The 11,908-nt window shown below is 62.9% G+C and carries 9 protein-coding genes, 1 pseudogene and 1 riboswitch; of the genes and pseudogenes, 9 read left to right on the plus strand and 1 reads right to left on the minus strand.

Translation table 11 applies throughout. The features are described from left to right. From X803_RS17105 to X803_RS17110, 3 genes are all read left to right on the plus strand, one after another. Positions 1-1,211, plus strand: a 1,211-nt coding sequence (locus tag X803_RS17105) for a ZIP family metal transporter (RefSeq protein WP_084033256.1), incomplete at its 5' end; no start/stop codon positions are given. 324 nt (positions 1,212-1,535) lie between these two features. Next, the gene (locus tag X803_RS21695) at positions 1,536-2,165 is read left to right on the plus strand and encodes a hypothetical protein (protein WP_162149175.1); all 630 of its coding nucleotides are present in this window, start codon (positions 1,536-1,538) and stop codon (positions 2,163-2,165) included. A gap of 174 nt (positions 2,166-2,339) precedes the next feature. Then, on the plus strand, positions 2,340-2,771 hold the full coding sequence (locus X803_RS17110) for a hypothetical protein (protein ID WP_156929930.1): 432 nt from the start codon (positions 2,340-2,342) through the stop codon (positions 2,769-2,771). A 136-nt stretch (positions 2,772-2,907) separates the two neighbouring features. On the opposite strand, the gene X803_RS0101565 is transcribed toward X803_RS17110, so the two are convergent. Then, positions 2,908-4,806 carry a bifunctional copper resistance protein CopD/cytochrome c oxidase assembly protein gene (locus tag X803_RS0101565; protein WP_162149176.1) on the minus strand — a complete coding sequence of 633 codons (1,899 nt, stop codon included), beginning with the start codon at positions 4,804-4,806 and terminating at the stop codon, positions 2,908-2,910. Positions 4,807-5,445: 639 nt separating this feature from the next. Next, positions 5,446-5,609: riboswitch (cyclic di-AMP (ydaO/yuaA leader) on the plus strand. 551 nt (positions 5,610-6,160) lie between these two features. Between X803_RS0101565 and X803_RS22600 the strand changes: the two genes are divergently transcribed. From X803_RS22600 to X803_RS22465, 6 genes and pseudogenes are all read left to right on the plus strand, one after another. Beyond that, positions 6,161-6,433, plus strand: coding sequence for an NlpC/P60 family protein (locus tag X803_RS22600; protein WP_253907368.1), 273 nt, complete (start codon positions 6,161-6,163; stop codon positions 6,431-6,433). Positions 6,434-6,866: 433 nt separating this feature from the next. Further along, positions 6,867-7,247, plus strand: coding sequence for an ArsR/SmtB family transcription factor (locus X803_RS0101580; RefSeq protein ID WP_026543756.1), 381 nt, complete (start codon positions 6,867-6,869; stop codon positions 7,245-7,247). Next, positions 7,247-9,199 carry a heavy metal translocating P-type ATPase gene (locus X803_RS0101585; RefSeq protein ID WP_026543757.1) on the plus strand — a complete coding sequence of 651 codons (1,953 nt, stop codon included), beginning with the start codon at positions 7,247-7,249 and terminating at the stop codon, positions 9,197-9,199. The genes X803_RS0101580 and X803_RS0101585 overlap by 1 nt, the downstream gene beginning before the upstream one ends. Further along, on the plus strand, positions 9,196-9,774 hold the full coding sequence (lspA, locus tag X803_RS17115; protein ID WP_084033258.1) for a signal peptidase II: 579 nt from the start codon (positions 9,196-9,198) through the stop codon (positions 9,772-9,774). The genes X803_RS0101585 and lspA overlap by 4 nt, the downstream gene beginning before the upstream one ends. Before the next feature lie 230 nt (positions 9,775-10,004). Further along, positions 10,005-11,630: a cytochrome c biogenesis protein ResB gene (locus X803_RS0101595; protein WP_026543758.1), complete on the plus strand. Its 1,626-nt coding sequence runs from the start codon at positions 10,005-10,007 to the stop codon at positions 11,628-11,630. Beyond that, positions 11,627-11,908 (plus strand): annotated as a pseudogene (locus tag X803_RS22465) (hypothetical protein); the annotation flags it as partial. The gene X803_RS0101595 and the pseudogene X803_RS22465, both read left to right, overlap by 4 nt.

Consider the following 11,908-nt stretch of genomic DNA (forward strand, 5'->3'; position numbering starts at 1 on the left):
CCCCGCCGGGACCGGCAGGAAACGCTCCGCGGCGGCCGAAGCCGCGCTGGCTGCTCGGGCTCGGGCCCCTGGTGCTGATAATCATCCTGGTGAGCCTGTTTTCGCTCCTGAACGGACCGGGACTGTCCGGCCTCGGCGAGGGCGTGCCACCCAAGGAAGACGTGGCGGTCGAAGACATCCGCCTGACCCCCGGCCAGATCAGCCTGACCGTCCGTAACCAGGGACCCGACCCGGTCTCCATTGCCCAGGTCAACGTCTCGGACTACTACGCCACCTTCACCCAAACCGATGCTGAGCTTGCACCGATGGAAGCCAGCACGATCACCGTCAACTACATGTGGGTTGATGGGGACCCCTACGAAATCGCCCTGGTCACCTCCATCGGAGGCAAGATCACCACCACCATTGACGCCGCCGCCCTCAGCCCGGAACGCAGCACTTCCTTCTTCGGGCTCATGGCCCTGCTCGGGATCTACGTAGGCGTCATCCCGGTCGCCATGGGCATGCTCTGGATGCCGTTCGTGCGCCGCTCATCGGCGACTTGGGTACGCGGGCTGCTCGGCCTCACCGTCGGACTGCTGGTCTACTTGACCTTCGACGCCACGCTCGAGGCGTTCGAACTCGTCGAGAACAACAGCTCCTTCGGCGGCCCGCTCGTCGTCATCCTCGGAGCCCTCATCTCCTACCTGATACTGGAAGCCACCGACGCGTGGATGCGCCGGCACCAGGACCTTACCGGATCGCACCAAGAGACTGCCCTGCCCCCTGCACGGCTGGCCCTGCTGATCGCGATCGGCATCGGACTGCACAACCTCGGAGAGGGACTGGCCATCGGCTCGGCCTACGCCGTCGGATCGCTCGCCCTCGGCGCTTCCCTGATCATCGGTTTCGCCCTTCACAACACCACTGAAGGCCTCGCCATCGTCACACCCCTAGCCAAGGAACGGCCAAGACTGGGCCGCCTGGCGATCCTGGGCCTCACCGCCGGGGCCCCGGCCGTGCTCGGAACCCTGATCGGCGCCACCGTTTACCAACCCACCCTTGCCGCGTTCCTCCTCGGCATCGGTGCCGGAGCCGTCGGCCAAGTGGCCATCAAACTCCTGCCCATGCTCAAGAACAGCACCGGCCGAACCCTCACACCCCTGACGGCCACCGGAATCATCCTCGGCATCGCCGTGATGTTCGCAACCGGACTGCTCGTAACGGCGTGATCGCCTTCAGCCGAGGCCACCGTCCCCTTATGTGAGTTGATCCTCAAAGACGGCGATGAGCGGCGCATGAAAGGACCCTGGCTCAGCAGTCAATCTTCGCAGCTCAGCGAGTAGTGGCACTTTCGACTCCGCTACCCAGTGGGCTTCCTACCAGTCCCGCCGGTCTTCCCTGACGGAACGAACCCTCCGGCTTTTCGTACTGAATCACACCATGAGACGACCAATCCTTTGACTCCTGCAGTACGAACAAGATGTTAGATGATGTGCTCGCATGGAAGAGTTGCGCCCTAAGTAAGATATACGATCTGGAAAGAACGTAGGAACATGATCAGCAGTAAAGGAAAAGTTCTCTTAGTTTCGGCTGTGATCCTGGGTGTCGCGTCCGGATGCTCTATAGCGCCGGAGGGAACTGAGGATGATTCCTCCTCCGTGAATTCCAGCAGTGAGGAATCGGGTGGAGCCGGAGCATCCCCCGCGCAGCCGGAACCCGTGGATCCCGCCGATGATGACCCTTTGAATGTGACTGCTAACGGTGGGAAGCTATGTTCCCAGCAACCGCCGACGGGATCCTCTTTTGTCACCATCTTGGTGCACAACGCGACCGACCAGACATTCACCCTCGGAGAAGTGAAACTTGGGTCCCCGCAGCAACTGACGCTTCAATCCGCGCTAGCCAGCCCTGCTAGTCGTGAAGGCCATCACAGCACTGGCGATCAAGCCTCGGACACCGGTGCTGAGGAGAGTGAAGCGCCAGCGCCGGTAGAGCCGTTACCTACCGCCGGATACGAAGTGCAAACCCACGATTACGTCAACGTTCTGGTGGAGGTCTCAATTGATGAGAATACCGACAGTGGAACCGCAGCATACCTCGAACTCGATTACTCAAGCGCTGACCGCGACTACGCTGCGAGGCATCCACTGGAAATTGAACTGACCAGGGAGGGCTGCTCTTAAAGCCAGTTCCGATCGACTTTCCCTTAAAACTTCGAAGGAAGCGGTCTCCTGCAGCCGCTTCTGGCACCAAGACGATGGGATTGATCGTCGAACCGTGGTTGCAGGGATAGAAAATTGGTTTGGTCCAGCTGTGTACGAAGAAAGCAAAGTGAACCGAGGATGACAATGATCTCGATGAGTAAGGTCGGCGCGGTAAAGATAATCACGACGTCGTTGGGTGTCTCGTGGTTGGTTGCTGGCTGTTCAGGAGGAACTGCCAGCTCCGAAGAAGCTCCAAGTGAATCCGCGCCTGCGGTTCCCGAGTTAACGGCCGCCCCTACGGCTGAGAGTAAAATCTGTCAGGCTCTTTATCCTCAACAGGAAATGTTCAACTATTTTCCTCCGTTGATATTGTCCGAGCGTGAAGGAGCGCCGGAAGCGTTGGAACTGATGATAGCCAATGTTGAAGAAGTCGATGCTTCCGCTGTGCCAGAGCTGGAAGCGGATCTAGAGACTCTGGCAGCGACCATGGCTCTTGGGCGGGGCGAGGCGAAAGATTTCGACTACGACGGCTTCGTGGCCGCCAAGGTGGAAGTCGATGAATGGATGAATGACGCCTGTTACTAACTAGATCGATAGTCGCCGATGGCCGCCCGCATAAGGCCTGTCTGCCCTTCCTCGGCTCCGTCGGTCAGATTAGTCCACTCAGCTCGGCGGATCTCGGTATTGGGGTATCCCAAAACCTGCTGCAGTTGCTGGGCTTCTACCGGAGAACGGAACTGCTGGGTGAGGCTTTGGCTCTCCGGCATGGATTTGCTTCGAGTGATCCCCTTGCCCCGTGTCCTGCCATTCCTCGCAAGGCGATGATCACCGCAGTTGTTGCCAGAGTACCGCCAGCGATGACCCAGATGATGGGTCCGGCGAGTTCAGGTGCGACGGATGGTTGTTGCCCCCATGGCTGTCCGACAGCGGTGTACCAGGCTTCTCCCAGTCGCGTGGCTTGCGCGCCGATCGCCTGCCCGTAGACGCCGTACAGCAGTGCGGTTCCCGCGACGGCGCCGAGTTTCATCGGTAGCTGTGCCGGTTGTGCGGCGCCGATCAACGCTGCGACGTATATGCAACCGGAGAACAGCGCGAGAAGCGTCATGATGGCGTAGCCGAGCTGGCTCAGGGCCGAATAACTAAGCAGCGGCGTGTAGTAGAAGGCGACGAGGGTCCCGGCGACCAGCAGCACGGGGACATACGGGGTAGCAGCAGCCGCCCCGAGTGCCGGTCGGAGGAATGACCGGAGCATTTCCAGGCCTCCGGTGCTTCCGTCAGTTCGGGGTCTGACGGCGAGTTCCGCCAGCGATAAAGGTGAAGCCATAACCAGGAACAGGGGAACCACCGCCGTGAGGAGCATCTGCGTCAACACATGCGTGTTGAACAGGTAGCCCTGGTAGACGTGCACGCCGCCGTTTGTCACAAGGAACAGCAGGGTGAGGCCGGTCAGCCACAGCGCCGTCCGATGGGCGGGCCACCGCATCCCGGAGGTGCGGGCCCTGCGCACCCCTGCCAGGTAGACGAATGCTCCGACGGCGCACACCACGCTCCACAGCGGATCCGGTTCCCACTGCGCGAGGAGACTCCCGAGCGCGGGTGCCGGTGGCGGCTCACTCGAGGCGGTCAATCCCAGCGATGTGGGCGTCTCGGTGCGAGCCAGGGACACGGCCAGCCCCGAGGCAGCACCCATGACGCCCAGCTCCACAACGACGAGCAGCCAGAAGTATCGTGCGGCACGGGCAGGCTCGGTGTCCAGGCGCCGGACCACCCAGAGACGGTGCAGCGCCCCGAACACGCCGAGGATAAGGAACACAGCGGATTTGACCACCACGATTCCGCCGTAGGGGGTTCCGATCTGGGCGAGGGAGCCGATTGCGGCCGACGCGGCAAGGACGCCGGAGACGGCAAGCACGATGAAGGAGAGTAATGCCAGGGTCGAGTACCGGCGGACGACAGTACCCAGCCTGCCGGCGCCGAGGAACGGGCGTAGCCAGACCAGACCGGCCAACCCGCCGAGCCATACGACGGCAGCGCCGCTGTGGAGAAACAGCGACAGCGTGCTGTCGGCGTGGTCAGCTCCCCCGCCGGCATGAGAATTCAGTACCGGAGGGATAAGCCCGGAAAAGGCAAGCGCCGCCGTCAACGCAACTGCTGACTGCCCGCGCAGCATGAAACACAACCCTGCTGTGATGGCTGCGATACCCGTTGCCATCACTCCGGAAAGCGCCGGATCTTCAGTGACCAAAAACGAAAAGAAAGCCTCGAAAAAACCGTCAGCGGACAACGGGATATTGGCGATCAGCTGAAAATTCACAATCGTAAAAACACCAGCCGCCAGTGCCCAGACTGATGCCGAGTACCCGGCGAAGCGTCGTGCCTGCCGGTGTGCGGGTTCATCAGGGGCAAGCACGAAGAGAGCCAGCACCAGAGGACCGGCCGTGCATGCTGCGGCCAGATTGAAGACCAGCTTCACAACGGGCACAGACCACAGCGCAGCTTGGCCCACCCGGCCCAACGGGCCCAGTTCCGTACTTCCACCGTAAATGAACGCCCAGCCCAAGGCGGCCACCGCTGCAACCGTCAGCACAGCAATCGCCACACCACGCAACACCATAGACATCCCGAGCCCCTCCCCTGCGGTCGACATCTGGCCCGTTGCTCCTCAGTCTCACCGCGGCTGCTTGGAAAATACCTGTAAATACGTTCAAAAAAGGCTCCCCAACCGTGGGTCGGACATGACCTGAATGACGGCACGGGGCCAGGATTGTTCGCCACGGCGCCCTACGGGCGCTAGGTTGCTGATGTGGTCTAGCTAGAGGAAAGCCCTAGTTCTCTACCAGCCGTTGAGGGCCCTGCTTCCCGAAAGTGTGTGGGTGGGCCATCTTCCCGACGCGTCGCTGCCCGACCCGCTTGTTTCGTTTCGACGGCAGACCCAGCGCCACACGCGGTGCGGTAGGCCCGTAAGGCTCACGGAAGTGCTGAGTCAGGTGGCGTCCTGAACAGGGCATCCCTCCCCGTAGGCGTCAGACCGTTCCTTCGGCATCACTCAGGAAGAGCCAATGGCCGACCAGGATAGCCAAGGGAGCCACCAAGAGTTAGTGCACCCTCAACTGCCACCGTTAAAGGGAATGGCGGTGCACCCCAACATGCCGTAACCGAAATGTGACAAACCGGCGCAGTTGCGGATACGATCAGGCGCGTGCCAGATGTTGCTGGCATCCCCGGGTCAGATAACCGAGCTCTGCCACTGACTTGGGTCCGTTCGTTGTAACCGCATGGCAGAGGCGGGGGAACCAATCAAGTGGGCACCGGCTCCGGTGCCCTTGGGGTTAAGCCACTGAAGCTCTATGAAGAGATTCAGCATGGCCGGGTGACTCCCATCCGAACCCGACAGCTCACCTCGCAGGCTTTGGGAGAGGCAACTCACTGTGTCACATCGTTCTGCCTTGGGCCGCCACCGCGCTGAGCCCATTCAAACCAATCCGATCACAAGCATTTCTCAGGCTGTTTCATCCAACGCTGGATCCGTCGGCCGCCATGCAGCAGTTATCGTTGCCGCATCCGGTCTGATCCTAACCGCCGGTGTCCCTGCCACGGTCGCCTCCGAAACGAGTCGCCAGATATCCGGCAGCAGCAGCATCGAGAACTACATCAGCACCCCCGATGCACCGGTCTCAGCGTCCGCACAGGCCGAAATTGCCTTCGAACGTCAGGCAGTGAAGGCCACTCCGGCCCCCGAACCGGTGGTCGTGGAACCGATAGTTGAACAAGCATCGATCCAGCAGGTCCCGGTCCAGCAAACCCCTGGTGTGGAAGTTGCCCCCCCGCCTGCACCTGCTGTACAGGCTCAGGTAGCCCCCCCGCAAGTTTCCTCCCCAGCTGCCGAGACCGCCCCGGCCGCGGAACCGAAACCTGCTCCCACCCCTGCTGCCAGCGGTATCGGAGCGGCACTGGTTGCCTCGGCCTACGCACAGATGGGGGCCACCCAGGACTGCACCGTCCTCGTCGAGGTTGCGCTGCGCTCCATCGGCAAATCCGTAGGCGACCTCGCACCCGAACAGTTCTACCAATACGGCACCGCCGTCAGCACCCCCACCCCCGGGGACCTCGTCATCCGCCCCGGACATGTCGCCATCTACGTCGGCAACGGCCAGGTCATCAGCAGCGGCATGAACGGCGCCAACGCAACCATCCTCCACCCCCTCTCGGACCTCCCCGGATCCTCCTACGTCCGCGTCAACCCATAAACCAGCAGCAACCAACGAAAGAGAGGACAGCCCACACGGGCTGCCCTCTCTTTCGCTTTTCCCGGTCAGCGAATGGGCCCGCGGACGAACAGTAGGGTAACCGCCGTGAAGCCATGAACGAAAAACCTGGGTTACGCGGACACCACCGAGGAAGCCGTCGCAACAGGCACCGGCAGGTCGCCGGAGCGGAGAAAGGTGTTCACATCCGCGCCCGGGCTAAGGCAGCTTCCATCGAAGGGACGCCGGCCATGCGCACTGGCGCCTAGCTGGATTTGAGCCTCTCGTTGCCGGCACCAACCAGCCAAACACCGCGCCCGGGCAATGCCAGCAGGCACGGGCCAATCTGGCGGCGCTCCATGACTGCAACCACACGCGCTACTTCCACATGCCGAGCCTAGCCGATAAAATCTGTAATTTCCGCTATGATCGCTTTATGACGATTACTCATTCGGTCGCGGGTGCTTGTGTCCGGCTCGATCCTGCTGCCGCCCTGTTCCACTCCCTCAGTGACCAGACGCGGCTGAGCATTGTAAAGCGGATGGCTGGCGGTGAAGTCCGGGTCAGCGACCTTACCGGGGAACTGGGTCTGGCCCAGTCCACAGTCTCGGCGCATGTGGCCTGCCTGCGTGACTGCGGCCTGGTCGAGGGCCGGGTGCAGGGGCGAAGTGTGTACTACTCGTTGACCCGCCCGGAGTTGATGGACATGCTGGCGGCCGCCGAGGTTCTGCTGGCTGCCACCGGCAATGCGGTGAGCCTGTGCCCGAATTACGGCTCGGATCGGGCGACTGCACCGATGGTGAAGGAGGATGCCTGATGAGCGACGCATGCGGTTGCAGCGATGATAAGCACGGCTCGGTTGGGTCGGAGGAGGAGTCCGGGGGGGTCTGGCAGGTGTCGGAAGTCCGCGCAGCCGCTGCTTCCGGTGCCCTGCTGCTGGTGGCGTGGGTAGCCTCCGCTGCCGGGGCGCAGCAGTGGGTGACGTTGCCGTTGGAGATCGTTGCCCTGCTGGTCGCAGGGTGGACCTTCGTACCCTCCACGCTTAGGCGCCTGGCCCGCGGCAAGATCGGAGTTGGCACGCTGATGACCATCGCCGCGGTCGGGGCAGTCGCCCTCGGCGAGGTCGACGAAGCAGCCATGCTGGCCTTCCTCTACTCGATTTCCGAAGGACTGGAGGAGTACTCGCTGGCGAAAGCCCGCCGCGGCCTTCGGGCACTCCTGGACCTTGTCCCTGCCGAGGCGAGGGTTCTCCGGGGTGGCGTCGAGACCACCGTCGCCCCGGCCCAACTCGTCCCCGGCGACGTGATGGTGGTCCGTCCCGGCGAGCGGCTGGCCACCGACGGGAAGATTATCACCGGGCGCACCTCGCTGGATACCTCTGCCCTGACCGGGGAGTCCGTGCCCGTGGAAGCAGGGCCCGGAGCTGAGGTTTATGCCGGGTCCATCAACGGGACCGGCCCTCTTGAGGTCGAGGTCACCAGTAGTGCCGAGGATAATTCCCTGGCCCGGATCGTGCACATAGTCGAGACCGAGCAGTCCCGCAAGGGCCCGGGCCAGCGGTTGGCCGATGGCATCGCCAAAAAGCTCGTTCCCGGCATCCTCATCGCCGCGGCCCTGATCATCGTCTACGGGTTCATCGTCGGGGAACCGCTGCTGTGGTTCGAACGCGCACTCGTGGTGCTCGTCGCTGCCTCGCCCTGCGCGCTGGCCATCTCCGTCCCGGTCACGGTCGTCGCGTCCGTGGGCGCCGCGAGCCGTATCGGTGTCCTCATCAAGGGCGGCGGCGCGCTGGAGACCCTCGGGAAGATCCGCACGATCGCCCTGGACAAAACCGGCACCCTCACCCACAATCATCCGGCCGTGATCGACGTCGCCACCACCGGAAACGCGACCCGCGAACACGTCCTCGCCCTCGCGGCGGGACTGGAAGCGCGCAGCGAACACCCGCTGGCCCGGGCGATCCTCGCCGCCACGGGCCACCGGGCCGAAATCACGGACATGGACACCGTCCCCGGTGCAGGCCTTGAAGGAAGACTTGGCGGCACCCACGTCCGCCTCGGCCGACCCGGATGGATCGATCCAGGCCCGCTGGCCACCGACGTCGAGCGGATGCAGAAAGCCGGTGCGACCGCGGTCCTCATCGAAGAAGCAGGACAGGTCATCGGCGCGATCGCCGTACGCGACGAACTTCGCCCCGAAGCACAAGCCGTCATCGCCCGGCTGAACAAGTCCGGGTACACCACTGCCATGCTCACCGGTGACAACACCATCACCGCCAACGCCCTCGGTGCGGCCGCCGGCATCAGCGAGGTGCACGCTGACCTGCGCCCCGAGGACAAAGCGGACATCATCCGCACGCTCAAAGCCAGACAGCCGACCGCCATGGTCGGTGACGGCGTGAACGACGCCCCGGCGCTGGCCGCCGCCGACACGGGCATCGCGATGGGCGCCATGGGCACCGACGTCGCCATCGAAACTGCCGACATCTCCCTGATGGGTGAGGACCTGAACCACCTGCCCCAGGTACTCGACCACGCCCGCCGGACCCGGGGCATCATGCTCCAGAACGTGGGCCTGTCACTGCTGCTGATCGCCATACTGATCCCACTGGCACTCTTCGGGATCCTGGGCCTGGCAGCCGTGGTCCTGGTGCACGAACTGGCTGAAATTGTCGTCATCGCGAATGGCGTGCGCGCCGGGCGTATTACCCGAACGACACCGGTCCGCATCACCAGCCCGGCGCGGGACACCACTGGAATCACCGCATGAACCTCGGCAACGCCGGCTCAACCCGGAAAAAGCGAATCCCGAATCTGGGCAGGCCTGCTGCCTGGCTAGGTTTGGCAGCCTTGTTCGCTGCCGTTGATCTTGCGGTGAAGGCCCTGGTGGAGGCCCGCTTTGGGAACGGTCAGTCCATCGAGCTCGGGGTGTTGAGCATCCAGCTCGGTTACAACACCGGCGTCGCGTTCAGTATCGGTTCCGGCCTGCCACCCTGGGTGGTCATAGTCTTCACCGGCGTAATCACAGCGGCGTTGGCAGGATATGTTTGGCGGCAGGCCTCCACACCGGGGCAGCGGTTGTCCCTGGTGGGATTGAGCGCTGTACTGGGCGGCGCCACCGGAAACTTCATCGACCGACTCGATGGCGCCGGAGTCGTCGATTACTTCCACACCGGCTGGTTCCCCACCTTTAATCTCGCGGATGTGCTGATCACGCTCGGCGTGGTCGCGATAGCCATCTCCGCACTGACAGCTGATTCCGAACCATCCCCCACTGGGAACAACCCGAAAGATCACCGCAACCCGTCCGCCCACGAACCGGCTGGCTCGGAACCATACTCCTAGACTTCTACACTCTGTAGAAGTCTAGGAGTATGGTGGATAGCAACGAGTGAAGGATCCATTGTGCTGCACGAAAACCTAGCTGGATATCACCGACGAGGAGTCCACGCCCCGCCTTCGCTGGGCCGGGGTGAGCCCGAGACACCCCTGGCCGGACACCGCGCAGCATCTGTTGACCGCGCCGATCGCGTCCGGGCCCCTTACCAGCATGTCGATATTGGCGTCGCCGACTGATGTCGCCTAGTTCACAGACTCAGCCGCCGCCGGTCTCCCTCAATGCCATGGGAATGCTCCGGTGGGCGTGGCGTCAGTTGACGAGCATGCGGACCGCGGTGCAGCTGCTGCTCCTCCTCGCCGTGGCTGCAGTTCCCGGTTCGCTGTTCCCACAACGTCCGGCGAACCCGGCCGTGGTCACCCAATACCTGGAAGACAATCCGGGGGTCGGGCCGTGGATGGACCGATTTCAACTGTTTGACGTTTATTCCTCTGTCTGGTTTTCGGCGATCTACCTGCTTCTGTTCATCTCCCTGATCGGATGTGTGATCCCCCGAGCCGGGGTGTACTGGAAACACATGCGCTCCCGTCCCCCGCGAACCCCGCGCAGGCTCTCACGGATGCCAGAACACGGGACCCTGTTCCTACCGGCGCAGGCCGCTATGACGCCCGCATCGGCAGTGGCGGACACGTCGGCCCTCCTGCGTCGACGCGGCTACCGGGTCCAGGTCCAGGACGAGGACACTGATACCCCCTCGGTGGCCGCCGAACGGGGTTACCTGAAGGAAGCGGGCAACCTGCTCTTCCACGTGTCCCTGATCGGGGTGCTCATCTCCGTTGCTGTGGGCGGACTGTTTGGATATCGGGGCCAGAAACTGATCATCGAAGGCGAGGGGTTCACGAACACGGAGATCAGCTACGATTTCTTTTTCCCGGGCACCAATTTCGATACGGACTGGCTCGCGCCCTTCTCCCTGACCCTGGATGACTTCGATGTGACGTTTGACCGCAGTGAGACGAATTACGGCAACCCTGTCGACTTCACCGCGTCCATGACCACCCGAGAGAACCCGGAAGCGCAGCCGCGAAACGAAACATTACGGGTGAACGAGCCCATCGGGTTCGGTGGAACGAACGTATACCTTATTGGGAACGGGTACGCCCCTGTGATTACGGTGCGCGATGGAGACGGGAACATCGCCCTGCAGGGGCCTGTGCCGGCCCTCCCACAGGACCCCACCTACAACTCGAGCATCGTTATCAAAGCCCCGGACGCTCAACCGGACCAGCTCGGCTTTGTGGGATTCTTCCTGCCCACGGCGGTCGTGGACGAAAACGGTGTCGCGTTCGGCTCCGACCCTGACCCGTTCAACCCGCAACTGAATTTGAACTCCTACTATGGGGACCTCGGGCTCGATGACGGTATCCCCGTCAACGTGTACCAGCTCGACACCACCGCCCTGACCCAGTTAAACGGTCGCAACACCCCCGACGGGGGAATCGTCCTGGGCGCCTACCAGACATATGACGTGCCCGACGGTAGAGGGTCGATCACGTTCGACGGCCTGAAACGCTACGTAGCGTTGGACATCGTCTATGACCCCGGAAAAACGGGGGCGCTGATCTCCACGTCGCTGGCCCTGACCGGGCTGGTCCTCACCCTAAGCATCAGCCGCCGACGGGTCTGGGTCCGTGCCAGCACCCACGACGACGGCCGAACCCTCATCGAATACGGTCTCCTCGCCCGCGGAAAAGACCACGGCCTCGCCAAGGAAGCCCTGAGCATCGGCTCCGCCCTCTCCACGTACTGGGCCAGCAAAATCCATCACACCAACCAGCCACAGCAGGAAGGCAGCAACCAGTGACACCCGTGAACCAGGTACTCGGGGACTACAGCGAGCTGTTCATGCTGCTCGCCGCCCTCACCTACACCATCGCGTTCCTCGCCTTCACGATCGACCTCATGCGGGCGAAAACCATCACCGCCCAACCGGCGGACGTGAAGGACCAGTCCAACCAGTCCCGCCTTCCTGCAGCAGTGGGCGCGGGAGTCGAATGGTCCCACAGCGGCACCGTGCCCGACGGCGGCAACCAAGGACTGGCGGATACCGGTGCGAACCGGGACACCGGCATGGCCTACAAG

The organism is Arthrobacter sp. 35/47 (genome assembly GCF_000520475.1).
GTDB classification, from domain to species: domain Bacteria; phylum Actinomycetota; class Actinomycetes; order Actinomycetales; family Micrococcaceae; genus Arthrobacter_D; species Arthrobacter_D subterraneus.

Coding starts and splice junctions, on each gene's coding strand:
- X803_RS17110 (WP_156929930.1), top strand. CDS start 2,340: ATGAGTAAGGTCGGCGCGGTAAAGATAATCACGACGTCGTTGGGTGTC.
- X803_RS0101585 (WP_026543757.1), top strand. CDS start 7,247: ATGAGCGACGCATGCGGTTGCAGCGATGATAAGCACGGCTCGGTTGGG.
- X803_RS0101580 (WP_026543756.1), top strand. CDS start 6,867: ATGACGATTACTCATTCGGTCGCGGGTGCTTGTGTCCGGCTCGATCCT.
- X803_RS22600 (WP_253907368.1), top strand. CDS start 6,161: ATGGGGGCCACCCAGGACTGCACCGTCCTCGTCGAGGTTGCGCTGCGC.
- X803_RS0101565 (WP_162149176.1), bottom strand. CDS start 4,806: ATGTCTATGGTGTTGCGTGGTGTGGCGATTGCTGTGCTGACGGTTGCA.
- X803_RS21695 (WP_162149175.1), top strand. CDS start 1,536: ATGATCAGCAGTAAAGGAAAAGTTCTCTTAGTTTCGGCTGTGATCCTG.
- lspA (WP_084033258.1), top strand. CDS start 9,196: ATGAACCTCGGCAACGCCGGCTCAACCCGGAAAAAGCGAATCCCGAAT.
- X803_RS0101595 (WP_026543758.1), top strand. CDS start 10,005: ATGTCGCCTAGTTCACAGACTCAGCCGCCGCCGGTCTCCCTCAATGCC.